Annotated in this window: 26 protein-coding genes, 1 tRNA gene and 1 pseudogene; 13 read left to right on the top strand and 15 right to left on the bottom strand. The window is 66.6% G+C overall.

Translation table 11 applies throughout. The features are described from left to right. Window position 1 precedes the first annotated feature (1 nt). From MAA44156_RS16965 to MAA44156_RS16975, 3 genes are read right to left on the bottom strand one after another with little or no spacing between them, the layout of a single operon-like run. The gene (locus tag MAA44156_RS16965) at window positions 2-1,084 is read right to left on the bottom strand and encodes an acyl-CoA dehydrogenase family protein (protein ID WP_009974986.1); all 1,083 of its coding nucleotides are present in this window, start codon (window positions 1,082-1,084) and stop codon (window positions 2-4) included. Beyond that, window positions 1,071-1,976 carry an acyl-CoA dehydrogenase family protein gene (locus tag MAA44156_RS16970; RefSeq protein WP_029248378.1) on the bottom strand — a complete coding sequence of 302 codons (906 nt, stop codon included), beginning with the start codon at window positions 1,974-1,976 and terminating at the stop codon, window positions 1,071-1,073. Before MAA44156_RS16970 ends, MAA44156_RS16965 begins: the two co-directional genes overlap by 14 nt. After that, on the bottom strand, window positions 1,954-3,357 hold the full coding sequence (locus MAA44156_RS16975) for a class I adenylate-forming enzyme family protein (protein WP_009974984.1): 1,404 nt from the start codon (window positions 3,355-3,357) through the stop codon (window positions 1,954-1,956). Before MAA44156_RS16975 ends, MAA44156_RS16970 begins: the two co-directional genes overlap by 23 nt. Window positions 3,358-3,481: 124 nt before the next feature. Between MAA44156_RS16975 and MAA44156_RS16980 the strand changes: the two genes are divergently transcribed. The 3 genes from MAA44156_RS16980 to MAA44156_RS16990 are packed head-to-tail and all read left to right on the top strand — an operon-like array spanning window position 3,482 to window position 5,421. Next, window positions 3,482-3,820 (top strand): 2Fe-2S iron-sulfur cluster-binding protein, encoded by a 339-nt coding sequence (locus tag MAA44156_RS16980; RefSeq protein WP_003877228.1) that lies wholly within the window; start codon window positions 3,482-3,484, stop codon window positions 3,818-3,820. Between the two features lie 17 nt (window positions 3,821-3,837). Continuing rightward, window positions 3,838-4,152 carry a DUF4286 family protein gene (locus tag MAA44156_RS16985; protein WP_003877227.1) on the top strand — a complete coding sequence of 105 codons (315 nt, stop codon included), beginning with the start codon at window positions 3,838-3,840 and terminating at the stop codon, window positions 4,150-4,152. Window positions 4,153-4,155: 3 nt separating this feature from the next. Continuing rightward, window positions 4,156-5,421 (top strand): amidohydrolase family protein, encoded by a 1,266-nt coding sequence (locus MAA44156_RS16990; protein WP_009974983.1) that lies wholly within the window; start codon window positions 4,156-4,158, stop codon window positions 5,419-5,421. Between the two features lie 79 nt (window positions 5,422-5,500). On the opposite strand, the gene MAA44156_RS16995 is transcribed toward MAA44156_RS16990, so the two are convergent. The 4 genes from MAA44156_RS16995 to MAA44156_RS17010 are packed head-to-tail and all read right to left on the bottom strand — an operon-like array spanning window position 5,501 to window position 9,496. Continuing rightward, complete coding sequence (locus MAA44156_RS16995) at window positions 5,501-6,541, bottom strand: CaiB/BaiF CoA transferase family protein (protein WP_009974982.1); 1,041 nt, start codon at window positions 6,539-6,541, stop codon at window positions 5,501-5,503. Next, window positions 6,538-7,494 (bottom strand): LLM class F420-dependent oxidoreductase, encoded by a 957-nt coding sequence (locus tag MAA44156_RS17000; RefSeq protein WP_009974981.1) that lies wholly within the window; start codon window positions 7,492-7,494, stop codon window positions 6,538-6,540. Before MAA44156_RS17000 ends, MAA44156_RS16995 begins: the two co-directional genes overlap by 4 nt. Further along, window positions 7,479-7,919 carry a cobalamin B12-binding domain-containing protein gene (locus MAA44156_RS17005; protein WP_009974980.1) on the bottom strand — a complete coding sequence of 147 codons (441 nt, stop codon included), beginning with the start codon at window positions 7,917-7,919 and terminating at the stop codon, window positions 7,479-7,481. Before MAA44156_RS17005 ends, MAA44156_RS17000 begins: the two co-directional genes overlap by 16 nt. Then, on the bottom strand, window positions 7,919-9,496 hold the full coding sequence (locus MAA44156_RS17010; protein WP_009974979.1) for a methylmalonyl-CoA mutase family protein: 1,578 nt from the start codon (window positions 9,494-9,496) through the stop codon (window positions 7,919-7,921). Before MAA44156_RS17010 ends, MAA44156_RS17005 begins: the two co-directional genes overlap by 1 nt. Window positions 9,497-9,587: 91 nt before the next feature. On the opposite strand from MAA44156_RS17010, the gene MAA44156_RS17015 reads away from it, so the two are divergent. Continuing rightward, on the top strand, window positions 9,588-10,412 hold the full coding sequence (locus MAA44156_RS17015) for an SDR family oxidoreductase (protein WP_009974978.1): 825 nt from the start codon (window positions 9,588-9,590) through the stop codon (window positions 10,410-10,412). Between the two features lie 4 nt (window positions 10,413-10,416). On the opposite strand, the gene MAA44156_RS17020 is transcribed toward MAA44156_RS17015, so the two are convergent. From MAA44156_RS17020 to MAA44156_RS17045, 6 genes are all read right to left on the bottom strand, one after another. Next, window positions 10,417-11,229 (bottom strand): methyltransferase domain-containing protein, encoded by an 813-nt coding sequence (locus MAA44156_RS17020; protein ID WP_009974977.1) that lies wholly within the window; start codon window positions 11,227-11,229, stop codon window positions 10,417-10,419. An 88-nt stretch (window positions 11,230-11,317) separates the two neighbouring features. Then, on the bottom strand, window positions 11,318-12,016 hold the full coding sequence (locus tag MAA44156_RS17025; protein WP_009974976.1) for a M15 family metallopeptidase: 699 nt from the start codon (window positions 12,014-12,016) through the stop codon (window positions 11,318-11,320). Window positions 12,017-12,156: 140 nt separating this feature from the next. Next, a complete protein-coding gene (locus tag MAA44156_RS17030) occupies window positions 12,157-12,360 on the bottom strand; it encodes a cold-shock protein (RefSeq protein ID WP_003873070.1) in 204 nt (67 codons plus the stop codon). Between the two features lie 482 nt (window positions 12,361-12,842). After that, window positions 12,843-13,076, bottom strand: a complete 234-nt coding sequence (locus MAA44156_RS17035; protein ID WP_009974975.1) for a hypothetical protein — start codon at window positions 13,074-13,076, stop codon at window positions 12,843-12,845. 152 nt (window positions 13,077-13,228) lie between these two features. Then, a complete protein-coding gene (locus tag MAA44156_RS17040; RefSeq protein ID WP_009974974.1) occupies window positions 13,229-14,509 on the bottom strand; it encodes a cytochrome P450 in 1,281 nt (426 codons plus the stop codon). Window positions 14,510-14,513: 4 nt separating this feature from the next. Next, a complete protein-coding gene (locus MAA44156_RS17045; RefSeq protein WP_003873074.1) occupies window positions 14,514-14,732 on the bottom strand; it encodes a ferredoxin in 219 nt (72 codons plus the stop codon). Between the two features lie 162 nt (window positions 14,733-14,894). On the opposite strand from MAA44156_RS17045, the gene MAA44156_RS17050 reads away from it, so the two are divergent. Together MAA44156_RS17050 and MAA44156_RS17055 are read left to right on the top strand one after the other, a co-directional pair. Next, the gene (locus MAA44156_RS17050) at window positions 14,895-15,449 is read left to right on the top strand and encodes a TetR/AcrR family transcriptional regulator (RefSeq protein WP_009974973.1); all 555 of its coding nucleotides are present in this window, start codon (window positions 14,895-14,897) and stop codon (window positions 15,447-15,449) included. Between the two features lie 130 nt (window positions 15,450-15,579). Continuing rightward, complete coding sequence (locus MAA44156_RS17055) at window positions 15,580-16,419, top strand: mycofactocin-coupled SDR family oxidoreductase (protein WP_009974972.1); 840 nt, start codon at window positions 15,580-15,582, stop codon at window positions 16,417-16,419. 42 nt (window positions 16,420-16,461) lie between these two features. On the opposite strand, the gene MAA44156_RS17060 is transcribed toward MAA44156_RS17055, so the two are convergent. Continuing rightward, window positions 16,462-16,526: transfer RNA gene (locus MAA44156_RS17060), tRNA-Phe, on the bottom strand. Between the two features lie 846 nt (window positions 16,527-17,372). On the opposite strand from MAA44156_RS17060, the gene MAA44156_RS23630 reads away from it, so the two are divergent. The 3 genes from MAA44156_RS23630 to MAA44156_RS17075 are packed head-to-tail and all read left to right on the top strand — an operon-like array spanning window position 17,373 to window position 19,444. After that, a complete protein-coding gene (locus MAA44156_RS23630) occupies window positions 17,373-18,293 on the top strand; it encodes a rolling circle replication-associated protein (protein ID WP_227974632.1) in 921 nt (306 codons plus the stop codon). Between the two features lie 20 nt (window positions 18,294-18,313). Continuing rightward, entirely contained in the window at window positions 18,314-18,817 is a 504-nt protein-coding gene (locus MAA44156_RS17070) for an excisionase family DNA-binding protein (protein WP_009974971.1), read from the top strand. 30 nt (window positions 18,818-18,847) lie between these two features. Further along, complete coding sequence (locus MAA44156_RS17075) at window positions 18,848-19,444, top strand: PIN domain-containing protein (RefSeq protein WP_009974970.1); 597 nt, start codon at window positions 18,848-18,850, stop codon at window positions 19,442-19,444. 229 nt (window positions 19,445-19,673) lie between these two features. Here MAA44156_RS17075 and MAA44156_RS23350 read toward each other — a convergent pair whose 3' ends face one another. Next, complete coding sequence (locus tag MAA44156_RS23350) at window positions 19,674-20,063, bottom strand: hypothetical protein (protein ID WP_134799948.1); 390 nt, start codon at window positions 20,061-20,063, stop codon at window positions 19,674-19,676. A 326-nt stretch (window positions 20,064-20,389) separates the two neighbouring features. Here MAA44156_RS23350 and MAA44156_RS17085 point away from each other — a divergent pair, with 326 nt between their 5' ends. From MAA44156_RS17085 to MAA44156_RS23795, 4 genes and pseudogenes are all read left to right on the top strand, one after another. Beyond that, entirely contained in the window at window positions 20,390-20,770 is a 381-nt protein-coding gene (locus MAA44156_RS17085) for a TIR domain-containing protein (protein ID WP_029248376.1), read from the top strand. Continuing rightward, window positions 20,767-21,246: a RipA family octameric membrane protein gene (locus tag MAA44156_RS17090; RefSeq protein WP_009974966.1), complete on the top strand. Its 480-nt coding sequence runs from the start codon at window positions 20,767-20,769 to the stop codon at window positions 21,244-21,246. The genes MAA44156_RS17085 and MAA44156_RS17090 overlap by 4 nt, the downstream gene beginning before the upstream one ends. After that, complete coding sequence (locus MAA44156_RS17095) at window positions 21,243-21,539, top strand: DUF7701 domain-containing protein (protein ID WP_009974965.1); 297 nt, start codon at window positions 21,243-21,245, stop codon at window positions 21,537-21,539. The genes MAA44156_RS17090 and MAA44156_RS17095 overlap by 4 nt, the downstream gene beginning before the upstream one ends. A 476-nt stretch (window positions 21,540-22,015) precedes the next feature. Continuing rightward, window positions 22,016-22,563: pseudogene (locus MAA44156_RS23795) on the top strand (trypsin-like peptidase domain-containing protein); the annotation flags it as partial. Window position 22,564: the final 1 nt, after the last annotated feature.

Genomic DNA, 22,564 nt, shown 5'->3' on the forward strand with positions numbered 1-22,564 from the left:
CCTACAATCCCAAGATCCGTGAAGCGATGATGTTCTTCTGTATTTGTGATGTCCCGCCCATGACGCTTTGCGCCCGGCTGTACAGGTAGGCGCTGAGCAGATCGGGGTCCCGGGTGCCCGCGACGGCCAGCGCGGCATGGCCGACGGATTGTTCGACCCAGGTCATCAGCAGCTTGTCAAGCGATCCCTCGGGCCCGTGCGACACGCCGTCCAGCTGCTCGGACAGCCGTCGCCGGACGTGATGCGTGAGCATCTCCGATTGCACTGCCGCCCAAGCTAATTCCTCGCACACCGGGCCGTCGGTGCGCGCGTACAGGCTGCGGACGATCTTGCCGTAGCGGGCCGCATACCCCAGCGTGGAGGGCTCGCGTTCGTGTCCGACCACCGTCATGGCCACCGCCCACCCGTCCCCGGGGGCACCGACCATCCGGTCCGCGGGAACCTTGGCGCCGTCGAAGAACACCTGACCGAATTCGTTGGTCACCCCGTTGATCATGCGGAGCGGACGCTGTTGTACGCCAGGCTGTTTCATCTCGAGGATGAACGCCGACAGGCCGCGGTGACGCTTGGCCTGCGGATCGGTGCGGGCCAGCAGCAGACACCAGTCGGCGACATCGGAGTAACTGGTCCAGATCTTGTGCCCGTCGACGACGTAGGTGTCGCCCTCCAGCCGGGCGGTGGTGGTCAGCGACGCCAGGTCCGAACCGGCGCCCGGCTCGCTGAAGCCCTGACACCAGCGCTCGGTGCCATTGATGATGCCGGGCAGGAAGCGCCGGCGCAGTTCGTCGCTGGCGTGCCGGCCGATGCCGTAGATCAGATAGCCCACGCTGGGCCGCGGCGGCGCCCCGGCCCGGGCCAGTTCCTCGTCCACGATGACGTCGTACACCGGCGCCAGCTCCTGGCCGCCGTACTCGCGGGGCCACGACAACCCGAAGAAGCCCTCGCGGTACAGGGCCTGGTGCCACTCGGCCTGCCGGGCCCAGTAGTCGTCACCGGAACTGGCAAACTCCTTGGCGTGCACCGAAAGCCAAGAGCGCAGCCGCTCCCGGAAGGCGGCCTCGTCGGGTGAATCACGAAAGTCCAAGATCGATCTCCTTCAACGCGACCGGCCACAGCTCGGTCGAGGTCAGGGCCCGGCGCAGGTAGACGTGCGCCGCGCACTCCCAGGTGTTGCCGATACCGCCGTGCACCTGAATCGCCGTCTCACAGACCGTTCGGGCGGCACGCGCACAGTAGACCTTGGCGATCTGGGCCGCCCGGATGGCCTCGGCGGGTGCCAGCGCGTCCACCGCCCACGCGGCGTGCCGGGCCACGCTGATCGAACCCTCGATCAGCGCAAGGCTTTCCGCCAGCAGGTGCGCGATGGCTTGATACGACCCGATCGGATTACCGTACTGCTCACGGATTTTCGCGTAGTCGCAGGCCAGCGCGTGCGCGCCCCGGGCGACGCCGACCAGGTCGGCCGTCGTGGTGACCAGCGCCAGCGCCCGCCACTGCCCGGCCACGTCGGAACCCACCTCCCCCAGTGTCTCCGGAGCGCCCACCGTCGTCGCGTCGGCCCGGGTCAGGTCGACGTTGTCCGGCGCGGGCTGCACATCGACGGCCAGGACCGCGCCACCCGACAGCGAGACGGCGCGCCGAGCGCCCCGGGCATCGACCGCCCGATCGTCGACGGCCACCGTCGTCGCCGCCGCGTCGGCGCCGACGTGGCGGAGCAGGTCGTCGGCGAGCGCCGGACCCAGAAACGGCGTGTCGACCAGCCGGCGGCCGAATTCCTCGGCCACGATGGCCACTTCGACACCCGAGGCGCCGTCGGAGCGCAACGACCGCCAGCCGGACATCTCGATCTGCTTGTCCAGCCGGCTGATTCGGCCCTGGTCGTCGAGATCCTGCACCGTTGCCGGGCCGAGGTCGTCGGCCAGCTTGGCGGCGGCATCACGCAATTGCTGTTGTTCAGCTGTCAGACGTACATCCATGGCGCTCCTTCAGCACTCGGCGCAGCACCTTGCCCGAAGGCAGGCGGGGGATTTCGGGCACGACCACCACTCGGCTCAGATGTTTGTAGGACGCCAGCTTTTGGCGCACCAGGGCGGTCAACTCGGTCACGTCCACCGGTGCGGACACCGCGACCGCGGCGACGACGGCTTCGCCGTTGAGCCCGTCGGGCACGCCGAACACCGCGCAGTCCGCGACGGCGGGATGCCCCTGCAGCACCGCCTCGATCTCGGCCGGCGCCACCTGGAAGCCGCGCACCTTGATCATCTCCTTGAGACGGTCGGTGATGCGCAGCCACCCGCCGGTGTCCAGCCAGCCGGCGTCTCCGGTCCGGTACCACCCGTCGCGGATCGCCTCGCCCGTCGCCTCGCCCGGCAGATAGCCGGCCATCAGCGACGCCGACCGGGCCTGTATCTCACCGACCTCGCCCGCTCCGGCCGGCTCGCCGCTCGCGAGCGAGACGACCCGCACCTCGACGCCGGGCACCGGCCGTCCGACGGTGTCCAGCCGCGCGTCCTCGATCGGATTACACGCGATCACCGGCAATTCCGTGGTCCCGTAGGCGGGCAGCCAACCCACCCCGGTGCGCCGGGTCACCGTCTGGGCGACCTCAGCGTTGACGGGAGTTGCCCCCCACACGATGTAGCGCAGCGAGGACAGGTCATAGGACTCGAGATCCGGATGGGAGGCGATGGCCAGTGCGATCGGCGCCACCGCCATTTCGACTGTGATGCGGTCACTTTCGATGTGGTGCAACACCTTGTCGATGTCGAAGCGGGGGTGCAGCCGCACGCAGGCGCCGGTCTTGAGCGCGGTCAGCAGATTCAGCAGGCCCAGGATGTGCGACGGCGGCGTCGCCACCTGGATTCGGTCGCGGCGTGTCAGCCGCAGCGCCTCGCGCCAGTGCCGCACCGCCTCGTCGAGCGAGGCGTGGGTGTGCCGGACGGCCTTCGGCAGGCCGGTGGTGCCGGAGCTGAACACCAGCACCGCGTCGCCGGCGCGCGGCGGTGCACCGGCCGTCGGCTGCGCGGGCGGGACCGGCTCGTCCAGGTGCAGCATCGGCATCAGGCCGGCCAGCACCGGATGGTCCCCGACGGCGTGCCCGGGATCGGTCAACGCGAGCGCATGCTCGACCTCGTCGCGCTTCCACGCCGGGCTGATGAGCACGGCCGTGGCGGCCAACCGCCAGATGGCGAGCAGCACGGCCAGGAATTCGGGCCGGTTGGAGGTCATCACCGCGACCCGTCGACCGGCCGTGACACCGTCTTTGGCCAGCGCGGCGGCCCAGCCGTCGGCCAATGCGTCGAGTTCGGGCACGCTGAATCGCCGTTCCTCGAACACGAGCGCTGCCGGCTCGGTCACGTCCCGTCCTTCCCTGACAGGCCGGGCAGACCCGACATCCATACAGTCTTGAGAAGATGCTATCGCTCCGTGAGAATAGTATTCTCTATACTGAAGAATGCAAGTACGGGAGGGGGCGGTCAAAGTGACGGTCACCCGGATCATCGAGGAGACCCCACGGGTGACAGATCCGGCAACCAACGGCTCGAGCGCCGGAACGGTGACGATTCATCTGGACCGCAAGAAGGTCTCGGTGCCCATGGTGCCCGGCGAGACCCTGCTGGAGACCGCGCGGCGGGCCGGGCTGGAACCGCCGTTCAGCTGCGAGGCCGGCAACTGCGGCACGTGTATGGCCAAGCTCGAAGAGGGCCACGCGACCATGCGGGCCAACGACGCGCTGGAACCCGACGAAGTCGCCGAGGGCTACATTCTGACGTGCCAGGGCGTTCCGGACACGGACTCGGTCACGGTGCGCTACGAGTAGCCAGAGAGGTGGCGGCAATGGCCAAGGGCATCATCCTCGTGGAGAGTCGACCCAGTTCGCCTGAGCGGGAACAGGAATACAACACCTGGTACGACGAGGTGCACCTGGGTGAGCTGGTGGCCCTGGACGGATTCGTCTCCGCGCGCCGGCTGCGGCCGGTGGACGGCGACGGCCCCTACGTCGCCATCTACGAGATCGAGGGCGACGACCTGCAGGCGATTCTGGACAACATGATCGCCAGCGCCGGGCAGCTGCACATGTCGGATGCCCTGCAGCTGGATCCGGCGCCGATCCCACGACTGCTCGAAGTGACCACCGAGTGCGGAGGCTAGCCCATGAAGGCCGATGACCTGATCCTGGTGAGCATCGACGACCACGTCGTCGAGCCGCCGGACATGTTCCTGCGCCACGTGCCCGCCAAATACCGGGACGAGGCGCCGATCGTCGTCACCGACGACAAGGGCGTCGACCAGTGGATGTACCAGGGCAGGCCGCAGGGCGTCAGCGGACTGAACGCCGTGGTGTCGTGGCCGGCCGAGGAGTGGGGCCGCGACCCGGCCGGGTTCGCCGAGATGCGGCCCGGCGTCTACGACGTCCACGAGCGGGTGCGGGACATGAACCGCAACGGCATCCTGGCGTCGATGTGTTTCCCGACGTTCACCGGCTTCTCGGCCCGGCACCTGAACATGCACCGCGAAGAGGTGACGCTGGTGATGGTGTCGGCCTACAACGATTGGCACATCGACGAGTGGGCGGGTTCCTATCCCGACCGGTTCATCCCGATCGCCATCTTGCCGACGTGGAATCCCGAGGCGATGTGCGCCGAGATCCGCCGGGTGGCGGCCAAGGGCTGCCGGGCGGTCACCATGCCGGAATTGCCGCATTTGGAAGGACTTCCGAGCTATCACGACGAGGACTATTGGGGCCCGGTGTTTCGCACCCTGTCCGAAGAGAACGTGGTGATGTGCCTGCACATCGGCACCGGGTTCGGGGCGATCAGCATGGCCCCCAACGCGCCGATCGACAACATGATCATCCTGGCCACCCAGGTCTCGGCGATGTGCGCCCAGGACCTGCTGTGGGGTCCGGCCATGCGCAACTACCCCGACCTGAAATTCGCCTTCTCCGAAGGCGGTATCGGCTGGATTCCGTTCTACTTGGACCGCAGCGACCGGCACTACAGCAACCAGAAATGGCTGCGCCGCGACTTCGGCTCTCAACTGCCCAGCGAGGTGTTCCGGGAGCACTCGCTGGCCTGCTACGTGACCGACAAGACGTCGCTGAAGCTGCGCCACGAGATCGGCATCGACATCATCGCCTGGGAGTGCGACTACCCGCACTCGGACTGCTTCTGGCCGGATGCGCCCGAGCAGGTGCTGGCCGAACTGACCGCCGCCGGCGCCGATGACGCCGACATCAACAAGATCACCTGGGCGAATGCCTGCCGGTTCTTCAGCTGGGACCCGTTCGCCCGCACGCCCCGCGATCAAGCGACCGTCAAAGCATTGCGCGCCAAGGCTCTTGACGTCGACGTGTCCATCCGGTCGCGCGCCGAGTGGGCGCGGCGCTACCACGAGAAGCAGCTGGCGGGGCAGACGTAGGCGAGGCGGGCGCAGCCGCCGCGGGCGCGTGGCCGCCGCGCGAGTGTGCACTTAGTTTCACGCTCGGCGGCGTGATGCCCTACGACTGCGGCAGCTGGGGCGGCGGACGGTACTCGGGCTGGTATCCCGACACGTGGATCGGGCTGCCGACCAGACGGAATTCCCCCGCGGTCACAACGACTTCCGGAGTGGCCTCGAGCGCCTCGGGCAGTGTTCTGACCGCCGCCGCCGGCACCCCGAGCGGACGCAGCCGCCGTTCCCACCCGGCGGCGCTGTCGGTGGACAGCATCGCGGTGACGACGGCGAGCACCTCGTCGCGGCGGGCCACCCGCTCCGCCATGGTTTCAAACCCCCCGATACCCGCCTCCGCCGCGAACGACTTCCAGAAGCCGTCGTGGGTGATGAACAGCGCCAGATACCCTTCGGCGGTCGGAAACAGCTGCGCCGGAACGTAATAGGAGTGCGCCCCGTGTGGGCGGCGCTGCGGCTCGACGCCGCTGTTGAGGTACGCCGACGCGTGGTAGTTCAGCTGCGACAGCATGACGTCGCGCAGCGACACGTCCACCTGGCCGCCGGTGCCCGAGATGATCTTGGCCAGCAACCCCAGTGCCGCGCACATCCCGGTGGAGTTGTCGGCCGACGAATAGCCGGGCAGCGTCGGCGGGCCATCCGGGTCGCCGGTCAGCGCGGCGGTGCCCACGCCCGCCTGAACCACGTAGTCGAAGGCCGGATCGTCGCCGCCGTACAGCCCGAAACCGGTGATGGCGACGCAGACGATCTTCTCGTTGTGCCGCCGCAGGTCGTCGTAGGTGAGCCGGAGCCGGCGGATCGCGGACGGTTTCAGGTTCACCAGCAGTGCGTGGGATTCGGCGGAGAGCTCACCCAGCCGACGTTGTCCCGCATCGGAATTGAGGTCCAGGCAGATGCTGGACTTGTTGCGGTTGAGGCTGGCGAAGTAGGTGGCGCCGACGCTGCGGGAGATCTCGCCGCCGGCGGGTTCGATCTTGGTGACCTCGGCGCCGAGATCGGCGAGCAGCATGGTGGAGTACGGGCCCGCCAGCATGGTGCCGACCTCGAGAATACGGATCCCCGCCAACGGCCCGGTGTTGTTGCCGCTCAACGCAACTCCGCGGCAAGTGAGGCGATCATCTCGCGGGTCCGGCGCTTGGAGGCCACCAGCTCGTCGCGGTTGTCGCCGATGGGCAGCAGCCGCACCGACAGATCCGTGACGCCGGCGTCGGCGAAGCGTCGCATCCGGGCCAGAATCTGTTCGGGTTCGCCGGCCGCGCACAGGTCGCCGACGTCGCGGGCATCGCCGCGTTCGAGCAGCCGCTGGTAGTTGGGCGACACCTCGGCCTCGCCCAGGATGCGGTTGGCCCGCTCCTTGGCCTCGTCGACCTGGCTTGGCGCACATAGGCATACCGGGATGCCGGCGACGATCCGCGGCGCGGGGCGGCCGGCGTCGGCGGCGGCCTTGGTGATCTTCGGCGCGATGTGCTCGCCGATGGCGCGCTCGTCGGCCATCCACAGCACGGTGCCGTCGGCGAGTTCACCGGCGATCTGCAGCATCACCGGCCCCAATGCGGCCACCAGTACCGGCATCGGGGTGTCGGCCCCGATCACCATGGGATTGTGGACGGTGAACGAATCGTTCTCGACGTCAACCGGTCCCGGCCCGGCGATGGCGGCGTTGAGCACCTGCAGGTAGTCGCGGGTGTAGGCGGCCGGTTTCTGGTACGGCAGGCCGAGCATGTCCCGGATGATCCAGTGGTGCGACGGCCCGACACCCAGCGCCAGCCGGCCACGGGCCACCGCGTGCGTCGAAAGCGCTTGACGGGCAAGGGCGATCGGATGCTGGGCCTGCAACGGCACCACCGCGGTGCCCAGCTCGATGCGGGAGCTGTGCGCGGCCATCAGCGACACCATGGTCAGGCAGTCGAAGTCGTTGGGCACCTGCGGCATCCACGCCGTGTCCAGTCCCGCCGACTCGGCCCATTCGATGTCGGAGACCAGCTTGTTCACCTTGCGGGCCATGTCGCCGCGCTCGGCGCCGATCATCACTCCGACGCGCACTGTTCCTCCGTGATCGCTTCCTTGTCGTCCGGCTCCCCGGTGCCGGTCAGTGCGCGGATCTCACGCACCAGTTTGTCCAGCGGCGTGCCGGTGGGGAATACGGCCGCGGCACCGGCCGCGAGCAGCTTGGGGACGTCGGCGTGCGGGATGGTTCCGCCGACGACGACGGCGATGTCCGCGGCGTCGCAGGCGCGCAGCGCCTCGACGGTGCGCGCGGTGAGCGCCAGGTGGGCGCCGGACAGGATGCTCAGGCCGACCACCGCCACGTCCTCCTGGACGGCGATCGAGGCGATGTCCTCGATGCGCTGCCGGATGCCGGTGTAGATGACCTCGAATCCGGCGTCCCGCAAGGTGCGGGCCACGATCTTGGCGCCCCGGTCGTGTCCGTCCAACCCGGGTTTGGCAACCAGAATCCGGACGGCCACTAGAACACCACCGGTTGCTGGAATTCGCCCCACACCGCCTTGAGCGCGGAGACCATCTCCCCGACCGTGCAGTACGCGTTGGCGCAGTCGATGAGCTTGTGCATCAGGTTGTCGTCTCCTTCGGCGGCACGCGACAGCGCCGCGAGACTGGATTTCACTGCGGCCGAATCCCTTTCGGCCTTCACCTTCGACAGCCGTTTGAGTTGCAGGTCGCGCCCTTCGGCGTCGAGCTCATAGGTGACCACATCGTGTTCGGGCTCCTCGGTCACGAACCGGTTGACGCCGACGACGGGACGGGTCCCGGCTTCGATGTCTTGATGCAGCCGGAACGCTTCGTCGGCGATCAGCCCCTGCAGGTAGCCGTCCTCGATCGCGGACACCATGCCGCCATGGCGGTCGAGGTCGGCCATGATCTCGATGATGCGGGCCTCGGTCTCGTCGGTGAGCGCCTCGACGAAGTAGGAGCCGCCCAGCGGGTCGGCGACACTGGCCACCCCGGTTTCGTAGGCCAGGATCTGCTGGGTGCGCAGCGCCAGGGTGGTGGTTTCCTCGGTGGGCAGCGCGAACGGCTCGTCCCAAGCGGCGGTGAACATCGACTGCACGCCGCCGAGCACCGCGGCCATCGCCTCGTAGGCCACCCGGACGATGTTGTTGTGGGCCTGCGGCGCATACAGGGAGGCGCCGCCGCAGACGCAGCCGAACCGGAACATCGATGCCTTGGCCGTCGTCGCACCGTACCGCTCCCGCACGATCGTCGCCCAACGCCGCCGTCCCGCACGGTATTTGGCGATCTCCTCGAAGAAATCCCCGTGGGTGTAGAAGAAGAACGAGATCTGCGGGGCGAACTGGTCGATCGTTATCCGGCCCCGCTCCACCACCGTGTCGCAGTAGGTCACACCATCGGCCAGCGTGAACGCCATCTCCTGCACCGCGTTGGCGCCGGCATCGCGGAAATGCGCGCCGGCCACCGAGATCGCGTTGAACTTGGGCACCTCGGCCGCGCAGAACTCGATGGTGTCGGCGATCAGCCGCAGCGACGGCTCCGGCGGCCAGATCCACGTCCCGCGCGAGGCGTACTCCTTGAGGATGTCGTTCTGGATGGTGCCGGTGAGATTGGCCCGCGGTATGCCCTTCTTTTCCGCCGCGGCGACGTAGAACGCCAGCAGGATCGCCGCCGTTCCGTTGATCGTCATGCTGGTGCTGAGCTTGTCCAGCGGAATGCCGTCGAACAGGATCTCGAAGTCGGCCAGGGTGTCCACCGCGACGCCGACCCGGCCGACCTCCTCGCCGAACTCGGGATCGTCGGAGTCGTAGCCGCACTGGGTCGGCAGGTCCAGCGCCACCGACAGCCCGGTCCCGCCCTGCTCGAGCAGGTAGCGGTAGCGGCGGTTGGACTCCTCGGCGGTGCCGAATCCCGAATATTGGCGGAAGGTCCAGAGCTTGCCGCGATAGCCGGAGGCGAAGTTACCCCTGGTGAAGGGGAACTCGCCCGGTTGCGGGGGCTCAGCGCTTCGGTCCGCCGGCCCGTAGACGGGCTGCAGCGGAATGCCAGACGGAGTGTGGGCCGTATTATCCATCGATGAATAACGTACTTGCAAAAAAAGAGAATGCCAATACCACTCGTTTGACCTGGTCAAGCGGGTGGCTTGACCAGGTCAAAGGAGACAGATGGCTGACAACTCGCTCACCGACCGCACGGTGGTGATCTCCGGCGGCAGCCGCGGCATCGGCCTCGCCATCGGTATCGCCGCCGCCCGGCGGGGCGCCAACGTGGTGCTGCTGGCCAAGACCGACACCCCGCACCCACGCCTGCCCGGGACGGTGCACACCGCCGCCGCCGACGTGGAGGCCGCCGGCGGGAAGGCGCTCGCGGTGATCGGGGACGTGCGCCGCGAAGAGGACGTGCGGCGCGCGGTCGAGGCCACGGTGCAGCGGTTCGGCGGCGTCGACGTGTGCGTGAACAACGCCAGCGCCATCGCGGTGGAGCCGACGGCGGAGCTGTCGGCCAAGAAGTTCGACCTGATGCAGGAGGTGAACATCCGCGGCACCTTCCTGCTCACCAAGGCGTGCCTGCCGCACCTGCGCCGGGCCGCCAACCCGCATGTGCTCACCATTTCGCCGCCGATCAACATGAACCCGCGCTGGCTGGGCGCCCACCCGGCCTACACGCTGTCCAAGTATGGGATGACGCTGCTGTCGCTGGGTTGGGCGGCCGAGTTCGCCGACGACGGCATCGGCGTGAATTGCCTTTGGCCGCAGACCTATATCGCGACGGCCGCGGTGGCCAACATGGCCGACGGCGACAAGCTGGCCGAGTCGTCGCGCAGCCCGGAGATCATGGCCGACGCGGCCGTCGAGATCGTTTCCCGCCCCGCGCGGGAAGCCACCGGCGACTGCTACATCGACGCGGAGGTGTTGCACTCTGCCGGGGGCGACGACCTGTCTGTCTACGGCGGCGGCGAGCAACCGATTCCGGACCTGTTCCTCGACTGAAGGCCTATGCGCGGCAGATGATTTCGCCGTGCGGGATGGCGATCCAGCCATCCGGGGCGGCGGCCCATTCTCGCCAGGCGGCGGAGATCTCCTCGAGCTGCTCGCGGGCGGCCAGCCCGAGGCTCACCAAGTCGCGGGCCACGGTGGAATGCAGGATGCGGTCGGCCCACATTCCGCCCCACCAGTCGCGCGTCTCGGGTGTCGCATAGCACCACAGGCTGCCGGTGGGCGTGATGTCGTCGAAGCCCGCCTGCCGCGCCCAGGACAGCAGCCGCCGGCCGGCGTCCGGTTCGCCGCGGTTGGCGCGCGCGACCCGTCGGTAGAGGTCTCGCCACAGGTCGAGCGCCGGCAGTTCGGGATACCAGATGAACCCCGCGTAGTCGGCGTCGCGCACCGCCACGATGCCGCCCGGCCTGCACACGCGCCGCATCTCGCGCAGGGCGGCGACCGGATCGGACAGGTGCTGGAGCACCTGATGGGCGTGGACGACATCGAACGTATCATCGGCGAAGTCGAGACGGTGCACGTCGGCGGTGCCGAACGAGACGTTGGACAGATTCCGTTGCTCGGCTTCGGCGCGGGCCACTTCCAGGACGTCCGCCGCCTGGTCGACGGCGGTGACCTGCCCGGGCGCGACCCGCGCGGCCAGGTCGGCGGTGATGGTGCCGGGACCGCAACCGACGTCGAGCACCGACAGGCCCGGTGTCAGGTGCGCCAGCAGGTAACCCGCGGAGTCCTCGGCGGTACGCCGCCGGTGACTGCGCAGCACCGACTCGTGGTGCCCGTGCGTATACGTCGCTCGATGTTGGTCGTTCACTGTGGCCCCTCGGCTCGCGCGTCCTTGTTCGGCCAGGCTACCGACGGCGCGCCATATAATGAAACTCTCGTCTCGGGATATGAGACACCTAGTCGACGGGGACGTTGAGGATCGGTTGGTCCACACCGGCCCCCGGGCCGTCGAAATGCCACCACTCCCCCGAGTACACCGTCAATCCGCCGTAATTCATGGCGTTGCGCAGCGCGGCCCGGTTCGCCACCGCGTCGGCACTGATGCCCTGCGTGTTGAAAGCCGTTGCCCTCGAGGTGAAGTCGTCGAAGTCAGTGCCCATGTCGGCCAGACACAGCCCGCCGGCGTGCAACCCGGACGAGCAAGCCTGCTGTGCCGTCGTGAAGGTCACGTCCACCGAACGCCCCGACTCGTGGCTGCGGGCATACGCGCCCGGGCGGGCCACCCAGGCGGGGTTGGGGACCAGGCTGAACATCTTTACCTGGACGTCATGCGGGCGATAGCAGTCCCAGAACACCAGCAGGTGACCCTGTGGGCGCAGCGCACCGGCGGCCGCGGCAAGGCCGGGAGCCATCGATTGGTGCACAAGGCATCTGGCGTCGGAGGGATACAGCTGCGTATGGGTGAAATTGTTGGACGTCGCATAGCGCAGGTCGAGCACCGCATCGGGAATGACGCTGCGGATGTCCACGAAGCCGGCCGCTTTCGCGGCCTCGCTGACCGGCGGGACATCCGGGCTGGCCTCGGCGGTACGCGTCCCGCCCGCCGCGACCAACGACGCCGCAATCGTCAGTCGCAGCACCCACGCGAGACGCATGCGGTCATTATCCCGGTTGGTCGGCCGCGCCGGGGTCAGCCGCCGGGTGTTGTCGCCACCGACCGTTCAGAGGTCGGAAAAACCAGTGGGGCTGGTGCGAAGTCAATCGCACCAGCCCCACCGTGACGTTTGTGACGTTCTCAGACGGTGCTGACTCCTACCGCCTGGGGTCCCTTGGCTCCCTGCTCAACGTCGAACTGAACACGCTGGTTCTCGTCGAGCGAGCGATAGCCGCTTCCCTGGATCTCGGAGTAGTGGACGAAGAGGTCCTTCGTGCCGTCGTCAGGGGTGATGAAGCCGAAGCCCTTTTCACCGTTGAACCATTTCACAGTTCCCTGTGCCATTTACTTACTTCTCTCATCAAATGCGGATGTACCAATCACATCCGTGCGGGTTCAGGGTAGCATGAGACCGACCATATATTGAAAATAGTTGCCTCACTTGCCGATTCATTAGCTGTGCACCTGGACTGCGGCCACGCCCGGGCTCCGTCTGACCCGACGCGCCAGGCGCGGCTCGGGCTGCCTGTAGAGTGGAGTGGAACCGCATTCTTACGGTCACCGCGAATCGCCGACGAACCACGAATCAGAGCGCCGTGCGATTCGATCGTCGTCCGACGCCAAGCAGCGATGCGTATCGGCCGAACTCTTCATCCGGAAGGACAACCATGGACCAGTCGAACCTGTTTTCCCACCCCGAGGAGCCGAAGTATGTCGCGTCGGGGGAAACCTCCGCGAAACCCGTCGAGTACCCGACGTTTTCCGATCGGCCCGACGCCGGCGGATCCACAAATCAACGGCGCTGATCGGCTTGAAGCGCCCGGGCGTCAGGACGCCTTGGCGTACCTGCGGACCAATTCGCCTTCTCCGAACGTACTGGTTCGCTGCTGACCGTTGTCGTCTCGACTGAAAAATGTCCACTGACCCGGACCGCTCTGCGGACCGCTGATCATCCGGACCGTCAGCCGCAATTCGGTGGGACGCCGCGTGCCGATGATGTCGCCGACCCGTATCTGCGATGGGTGAATCTCGACCGCGTCGCACCAGTTCTGTATTGCCATGGAATCCGTTCCTCGCCGTTGCCACCACCCTACCCGCCCTCCGGCGCGAAGGGGCGGATACCGCGCGTCGTCTCTAAAACCGTTGTGCTACAAGGGAATTGTCGTGGTGTGCGACGACCGGGCTCAGCTGCCGGGCGAATTCGCAGGCGCCGTCAGCCGGCCTGGGTGAACTCGATGTGCAGCTCGGTCAGCCCCCGCAGCAAGAACGTCGAGTCGTAGCGGTATTGGCGGCTGGACGCCGGCCCGTGCTTGGCCTCATTGATCCTGAGCTCGCTGGTGCGGTCCAGCAGCCGGTTGATGGTGATCTGGCCCTCGACCCGGGCCAGCGGCGCGCCGGCGCAGGTGTGGATCCCGCGGCCGAAGGCGATGTGTTCGCGGACATTCTTCCGGTCGATACGAAACTCGTTGGGGCTCTCGAATTTTCGCGGGTCGCGGTTGGCCGCCCCGAGACACAGCATGATGACCGTGCCGGCCGGGATGTGCACCCCGCCCAGGGTGGTCGTCTTGCGCGCCAGCCGGAAATCGACCTTGGTCGGGCTTTGCATCCGAAGCGCTTCTTCAATGAACGGGCCGATCAGGCCGCGGTCGGCGCGTAGCTGCGCCTGCAGCTCCGGCTGGTCGCCGAGCACCTGCACGGCGGCGCTGAGCAGCTTGGTCACCGTCTCCTGCCCGGCGGCGAACAAGAAGGTGGCCGGTCTGACCACCTCCAACAACGGCGGGGTGGAGCCGTCGGGATAGGTGGCGGTCGCCAGGCCGGTCAGCACGTCGTCGCGGGGACGCTCGCGCCGGTCGGCGATGTAGCCGCTGAACAGGTCGTCGAGGTACTGCAGCGGGTTGCTGCCCACCGGTTCGTGATCCAGCGCGCCCACCCGGGCGCCCGGCGCGTTACCGGCGCCCAGATTGCGGCGGATCTGTGGCCGGTCCTCGTCGGGCACCCCCAGCAGGTCGGCGATGGCCAGTGTCGCGAACGGCTTGGCGTACTCGCTGAGGAACTCGCAGTAGCCGTTGGCGATGAACTCGTCGAACTGCCGGTCGGCCAATTGCCAGATGTAATCCTTGTTTTCCTGCAGTCGGCGCGGCGTGAGCAGGCGACCGAGCAGCGACCGCGCCTTGTCGTGCTCGGGTGGGTCCATGACCACCATGTGCTCGAAGATCGGGAACTCGTGGCGATGCGCCTCGATCAGTTCGCTGATGTCGTCACCTTCCGGGGTGAACGGCAGCGGCGGGAACGGGCCGCCGATCGCGTTGACCGCGGAGAAGGATTCGACGTCTTTGAACGCGGCCTGGACTTCCTGGTAGCCCGTGACGGCCACCACGCCGTAATGCGGCTCACGGAACACCGGCCCCTGCTCGCGCAGATAATCCCAGTAGTCATAGGGATCCTGGGCGACGTCGGCGTCGGTGAAGTAGTCGACCTGGGCGAGATCGGTCATGAGCTCAATTTCCTTCGTCGGGCGCGTACGGCGGTTGTTCGGTCAGCACGCTGATGGCTTGGCGTGGACAAGCCGCCACCGCCGCCTGCACGCTGTGGCGCAACGATTCGGCCGGGTCGTCCGCGCAGCTCGCCGTGTCGTCGTCCAGCCGGAAAACCTCCGGGGCGATCTCCACGCACAGGGCATGGGCCTCACACAGCCGCGGATCCACCCGAACGCGCATGTCTTGACCCCCTTCACCCTCCGAACCGCCTGCGATACTGATCGATCGACCAAATTGCTAGGATGCGGTATGCCTACCACGGACCGCGCAGGCCGGTCAAGCAAAACGGGCACGGCCACCCGGCGCTCCCGGCGGAATACCGACGCGGGAGCGCGCACCAAATTGATCGAGGCCACCGCCCGGCTGATGCGCGAAGAAGGCTATGCCGCGGCGACGTCGCGGCGGGTGGCCGCCGAGGCGGGCGTCAAGCAGGCGCTGGTCTATTACTACTTCCCGACGATGGACGACCTTTTCGTGGAGGTGCTGCGGGCGGGGGCCGAGAGCGCGCTGACCCGGATGCGGGCGCTACTGACCGAGGACGATCCGCTGCAAGCGCTGTGGCTGATGAACAGCGACACGGCGCTGACCGCGCTGAATGCCGAGTTCATGGCGTTGGCCAACCACCGCAAGGCAATTGGCGCCGAACTCAAGGGCTACGCGGAGCGGGTCCGCGACATTGAGACCGCGGCGGCGACCATGGTGCTGCGCGCCAACGGCATCGACCTCGAGGAGTATCCCCCGGTCGCGATCTCCATGCTGATCGCGCAGGCCGCGCGCAGCCTGTGCAACGAGAAGGCCGTCGGTGTCACCCAGGGACACGACGAATTGCGTGCATTCGTGCAACGCCAGCTGAGTCGGCTCACCGCACCCGCGACCGCGTCGACCACCAGCGGCTAGCACCGGCATCTGTTGACACTGTGGCCAAACGGTGCCACCCTCCTGATCGATCGACAAATAATTTCTCGTCGACCAACAGGTGCGCGCCGGGCCATCGTCATCCCGGCCTCTGAAATCAGTGAGGACAATCATGGGCGGAAGAGTCGAGGGCAAGGTCGCGTTCATCACCGGGGCGGCGCGGGGTCAGGGTCGCAGTCACGCGGTACGGCTGGCGCAGGAGGGCGCCGACATCATCGCCGTCGACATCTGCGCCCCGATCAGCAGCAACAGCCAGATCCCGCCCTCGACGCCGGACGACCTGGCCGAGACGGCCGACCTCATCAAGGGGCTCGATCGGCGCATCGTGACCGCCGAGGTCGACGTCCGTGACTACGACGCGCTGAAAGCGGCGGTGGACAGCGGCGTCGAACAGCTCGGACGGCTGGACATCATCTGCGCCAACGCCGGAATCGGCAACGGCGGCCAGACCCTGGACAAAACCAGCGAAGACGACTGGCGAGACATGATCGACGTCAACCTTTCCGGTGTCTGGAAGACGGTCAAAGCCGGTGTGCCGCATCTGATTTCGCAAGGGCAAGGTGGATCGATCATCTTGACCAGCTCGGTCGGCGGACTCAAGGCCTACCCGCACACCGGCCACTACATCGCCGCCAAACACGGTGTCGTCGGGTTGATGCGGACGTTCGCCGTCGAGCTCGGCCAGCACTTCATCCGGGTGAATTCCGTGCACCCCACCAACGTGAACACACCGATGTTCATGAACGAGGGGACGATGAGGCTGTTCCGGCCGGACCTGAAGAACCCCGGCCCGGACGACCTGAAGGTCGCCGCGCAGTTCATGCATGTGCTGCCGGTCGGCTGGGTGGAGCCGGTGGACATCAGCAACGCCGTGCTGTTCCTGGCCTCCGACGAATCGCGTTACATCACAGGTCTTCCGGTCACCGTCGACGCCGGCAGCATGCTCAAGTAGCTGCGCCGGCATCTCGCTCACCGGCGGTGAAGTTCGTCCCGGTGGCCAGGGGCGGGATCGAACCGCCGACCTTCCGCTTTTCAGGCGGACGGGATAGCCACTGACCTGCGGGTTATTTGATTTCTGTGCGTCGTATGCGCCGCATTGAGCTGGGCTGACGCATCAGGGCTGTCCGGCGAACGGACATAAACCGGACACGGTGCTTGCGCTCCTGACCAGGAGCTTCGGCGCTGCCGCTTGCGTTGTGGGCAGCCTCGGGGCTCCGGGGAGCAGGCATCCCGATGCCCAGATTCGCAAACCAAGCCACCGACTCGACATCACCGGCGGGCGGCTCATCGGCACCTGATGTCCCGCCATTCGGGCTCGGTTCCGCGGGTGCCGCGGTGGACGGGACGTCGCGAGCGCCCGAGGCCGCCAGGCCGCAGGGCGGGAGAGCGCCAGCGGTCGGCCGGACGTCAACCGAGGCACCCGGCCTCAACCCGGCCGCGGCCGGCGGGCTTGTTATATGTGCCGAAAATGTCCGCGAGTCGGTTGGCGACGGGATCGCGACCGGCGAGCTGCGGGCGATCGACGCATTGGGGTTGCGGTTTCCGAGTCCCGAGATGGTCACCGCAGCCGCGGCACTGTTCGAGCCCGCGGCGTCGTGGGCCTGTGGTTCTGGGCGTCGCGGTGTTGAACCTGAATCCGGACGGTTTCGCATCACCGTTGGGCCTGGGGTCGTGCGACTCAGTTGGACCAATCCTGTTCGTGTAGAGAAGGCCGCCGAACGCGCCGTTGGTCATCACCAACGTGACGTTGACGATGCGAAGTTCCATGTCCGGAATGACCTCGAATGCGAGGCCGGGCACGGTGATCGGGCCGTCGCGTCTTTGACACGACGGAGTCCTACGGGAAGCGACCAGTCTGGTACTGGCAGTGTCATCACTGAGTGGTCCCGAAAGTCTCGTTCGTCGATGTGCCGCACCTTCGCCGAACTCGATTACAGCCCATTGGTGGACTCCGGTCGCGTGCCCGCCATGGTCACCCTCACCTACCCCGGCGACTGGGAAACCGTCGCTCCAGACGGCGCCAGCGTGAAGCGGCATATGGTGTTGTGGCGCAAACGGTTTCAACGAGAGTACGGCGAACCGGCACGCTATATCTGGAAGCTGGAGTTTCAGCGCCGTGGTGCGCCCCATATTCACCTGTGGATGGCTCCCCCGATCTCGCCCGGCCGCTCGGGTCGCGGCTTCGCGCAGTGGCTGTCCGAGACGTGGGCTCAGGTTGTCGACCATCCCGACGCCGAGCATAAGGCGCGGCACCGGCTTGCCGGCACTGCCATCGACGTACGGAACGGGCTGAAGGCCTGCGATCCCAAACGGCTGGCGATCTACTTCACCAAGCACTCATCACCAAACATGCACGGCGACAAGGAATATCAACACGCAGTGCCGGAGCTTTGGCGACAGCCGGGACGAGGTCCAGGCCGGTTCTGGGGCGTGTACGGACTCAAGAAAGCGATTGCCGTCGCTGAGGTTGCACAGGATGCGTACCTGACCGCGCGTCGGATCGTGCGGCGGTGGTCGCGCAGCCAAGCGGTGTACGGCGACTCCGACAGCCGCTTCCCCACCGCTGTAGTGCCACGCACGGCCTCCCGCCTGGTTCCGCGCGTCGACCGCCAAACCGATGTGGTGAAACACCGGCGAGTGCGACGACGACGAGTGCTCTGCGACCAAGGTGGGCTGGCCGGCGGGTACGCACTCGTGAACAACGGACCGGAATTTGCCGTGCAGCTTGCCGCTGCGTTGCAGGCCGACCGGCCAACGCCCGACATCTCATCCTTTCGTAACTTTCGTAACTCTGCTACTCTTGGTCGAGTTCCAGCGGTGAGATGAGATGAAAGGAAGTGAGACCCATGAGCACCGACTCCGCGGACATTGTCAGCCCGGTTCCGGCCGATGCCAATGGGCTTGCCGATGTCCTGAGCTTCATCGAGGCGCACGAAGCCCGTCATGGGACCTCTCCTGAGCCTGCTTTCTTCCTGTCTGGTGCGAGCGAACACGACCGCGTCGAACTAACCGAACAGCTTCACGAGGTCCTCAAGCGTGCCGCCCACGCCCTCAGCCACGGCCAGTCGATCAGCATCCTGACCCGCGACCAGGAAATCTCCACCCAGCAGGCCGCCGAGATCCTCGGCCTGAGCCGCCCCACGGTGGTTCGCCTCATCGAGAACGGAGAGTTGCGCGCGCACGTGCCCGGTGCAATCCGGCGCAAGCTGCGGCTTGCTGATGTCCTTGCTTACCGCGAGGAGCTTCACGCCCGGCGCAACCGGTTCATCACCGAGAGCTCGGCGGAGTTCGCCGACGCCGACGCCGACGAGGTCGCCGAGTTACTCGCCGAGGCGAAACGCAAGCGTTGACCGTCCGCGGCGTCTGAAAGACTCGCCCACGTGTATCGCGCTGTCCTCGACACCTGTGCCCTTGTGCCGAGCCTTCAGCGCGACTTCCTGTTGCAGCTGGCCACCGAGGAGGCGTACGCGCCCGTGTGGGGGTCTGGGATCCTCTTCGAGCTGGACTACGTACTGGCCGGCCTCCACGACAAGCGCGGGATCACCGATAGCGCCAGTCGCCGTCAGCACCTTTTCGATCAGCTGAAGCAGGCGTTTCCAGGCTCGGAGGTCCAAGCCCCCAAGGACCGGGGGTACAGCTACGGGCTCAACGATCCCGATGACGGCCACGTCGCCCACGCCGCGATCATCGGCAGAGCCGACGCCATCGTCACTGACGATCGGCGTGCCGGGTTCAGTACGGCAAGCGTGCTCGTGGAGGCCGATATCGAGACCGTGCACCCACATCAGTTCGCCGCCAACACAGTGTCGGCGCACCCGCAAGCCGGAGTGCGTGCGTTGCGAGAGATGTCGAATCGCCGAGCCAACCCGCCGCAGACCCCGGAGCAGATCCTCAGGTTGCTGACGACACGGTACAACATGACCGAGGTTGCCGAGATCCTGCTGCCGCTGCTGGCGGAAAACACCCGGCGACACTGACCTGCACGCTGTGGGCACGGTCAAACGGCACCGGGCTAGCTCGTTGAATCAACGAGCGGGGGCTCGGCCGTCTCGCCGAGGCCGAGCATCAACCGTCGCATGAGTCGCTAGGCTCGCAGCTGATGACGTGGCTCTCAGCTGCTCTGCCGTACGTCGGCGGGGGCGTTTTCGGTGCTGCGGTGACGTATGGGCTCACCTGGGTTCGTGAACGGCGGCGCACCCTCGACGCTTACCGCGCTCCGCAGCGCCAAGCTATCGGCGACATCGTCGCCGCGACCCACGAACTCATGCTGCGCGAGCTCGAATCGCGGACGCCCAGGCCGAAATGATCCAGCACATTCGCCAGGACGTACTTCCTAGCGGCCAGCTCGTAGGGCAGCTTTGGGCCACCGCCGCAGCGTTGGGTAAAGCGACCCTCGACGCCGAACGGGCACTCCAGATTGAAAGGTTGACCATTGTCGACGCGCCGTGTTGGGAAGCGATGGGGGCTGCCTACGTCGCGCTCAACAGCTTGCGCCGCACGATGGCTGCGAGAGTTGACGCGCCCGATATGCAGAGCCCCGAGGAGATAGAGCACTACGTTGAAGGCATCAGGGTGCTCGCCGATCAGTACAACCAAAGTGTCCTGGCGATGGTAATCGCGGCAGCTGACCGAGTATCGCCGGCGGAGACCATATGCAACCGCAGACGCCGACGCGCCGCCCGTCGCCGGTTGGGCGAGCGCTTCGGAAGTGCGACTCAGGCATTGCAACGCAGAGACGAACCGCGGCAGCCGTCTGACGCTGGCTGAGCAGAAACTGCGGTTCGCTCTGGGCACCTAAACCGATAGGGTCGCTGAAACAAAGCGGCGACGAGACGCCCGCACCTGTCGGGGGCCTCTGGCAGTGTCTTCCGGTAAGCCGGCCGCGACGCCGGGAGGACCTCCAGTCAAGGGTGGCACACAGCGTGGTTCAACGAGCCTTCATCAGCTTCGACTACGACAACGACGCACGGTTGAAAGACCTGCTGATCGGCCAGTCGAAGAATCCCGACTCGCCGTTCGAGGTGCACGACTGGTCCATCAAGACGGCCTCACCGACATGGCGTGAAGAGGCCCGACGCCGCATCCGTGCGAGCGGGTTGGTGATCGTCCTATGCGGCAAGTACACCCACCTTGCGACTGGTGTTGGCGTTGAGCTCGGCATCACCCAGGCGGAGGGCGTGGACTACTTCCTCCTCGCCGGATACAAGGAAGGCTCGACCCGCCCGACGACGGCGAGGGCGACCGACAAGATGTACGACTGGACCTGGGAGAACCTCAAGAAACTTGTGAACGGCGCACGGTGAGCGAACCAACCGAAGCACTGCCTGACCCGCGGGTCCTGGACATCTACAAGCTGGCCGTCGAGATGGCTGACCGTGTCTCGGCCCGGCGCGCAGTGGCCAATGCCTTCTTCCTCACGGTGAACACCACACTGGTCGCAGTGGTGGGCCTATCCACGACGCAGCCGGACTCCACGGTGCGGTTCACCGCCGTGTGCCTGGCCGGTGTCGCCGTCTCGGTGTGCTGGTGGCTCCTGTTACGCGTCTACCGCAGGCTGAACACCGCCAAGTTCACAGTGATCAACCAGATAGAAGCAGCGCATCTGCCGGTCAGGCCCTATTCCGACGAGTGGACAGAGCTGATGCCCGACGACGAGGAGACCACCCGCCGCGCGCGGCTCGGCAAGGCCTTCCGCGAATTGGGTGGCGTCGAGCGCATTGTGCCAATCGTCTTCGGACTGCTGTACATCGTCCTACTGGTCGGCAGACTGCTGGCATGAGTTACCTCGACGCCGACGCTGAACTGATCCGGAGCTACCTGCCCACTGGCACCGGCGTACCCGGGGATGCTGATGACCTATTCATCCTCTACGCCGTGCTTATGCGTGCCAAGGGCGAAGCCACGCAGGCATCCGATGTGCACGACGCCTGGTCGGCGTGGATGTCTCGCACCGAACCGGACCACGAATCAGTCCGCCCCTACGACCAACTGGCGCCCTCGGTCCAAAAAGAAGACGCACCGTTCCTCATCGCAATCCGCGGCGCCGCCCGAGCTCGTGCCGAAGGCCGCTAACACCCTCACGGCTGCCCCGCTACCCTGCCCTGTCTGCTCGAAGCGAACACGGACTCAGCATGTCGGATCACGGTGACCGTACCCACCACCGCTAGCATCGATGGACTATGACAGAGGTTGGCACAGGCGACGACAAATCCACGTCGCCACGTCAGCTCACACCTGCCGACCTAAAGCCGGGCACTCCTGCGTGGCGCGTAAACGTGGCGATGTGTGCTCACCAGTTCTTCGGTTTGGTCCACAACCCTGAAGTTGCGGCGGAGATCGGCAAACCCGAACCACCACCGGCCGACCCGGATAGCGGCCCGCCCAAGACCGTGCCCTTCGAGCCGTGGTCGGTCGCCGACTTCTCCAAGTACCTGCACACCCTCGGCCTGCCCGCCGCAGGCGAGGCCGTCACACTCCACCGCATCCTCAGCTCGATGGAACGCGCCGGGCTTCTTCTGCCACTCGGCTGGAACCCGCGATTGCCAATCATGGGCCAGCAGTACATCTCGCAGGGCGCGATATCGAAGGGACAGCGCGGCGGCAACCTATGGCTGTCCGACGTCTTCGGTGCCGAGCTCATCATCCCGAGCTACAACGCCGTGACCGTTCAACTCGCCGGTCACGATAAGGACGGTAACCCGGTCGACAGCTGGGGGACCGGCCTGGTCGTCGACCACAATCACGTCATCACCAACAAACATGTTGTGACCGGACTCGCGGGCACCAGCTCAGGTCTGTCCGTCTACCCGGCACGCAACCACGATGAAGCCGAGCTGGTGAACTTCTCGGCCACCGCTCATCCACACCCCACGCTCGACGTCGCGGTGATCAAATTCGAGATGCCCGAAGGCAAGTACATCCCGCGGCTTGGCGGCCTGGCGTTCCGTGATCCCGACTGGGCCGATGAGGTCTACGTGTTCGGTTACCCGCGGGTGCCGATGACTGCGGAGATGGCAATCACGGTGCAGCCCGGCGAGGTGGTCAACCCGGCCACCACGACCATCCCAACCGCCAGAAGATCTTCCTGTACTCGGCCA

The organism is Mycobacterium avium subsp. avium (genome assembly GCF_009741445.1).
Taxonomy (GTDB): Bacteria; Actinomycetota; Actinomycetes; order Mycobacteriales; family Mycobacteriaceae; genus Mycobacterium; species Mycobacterium avium.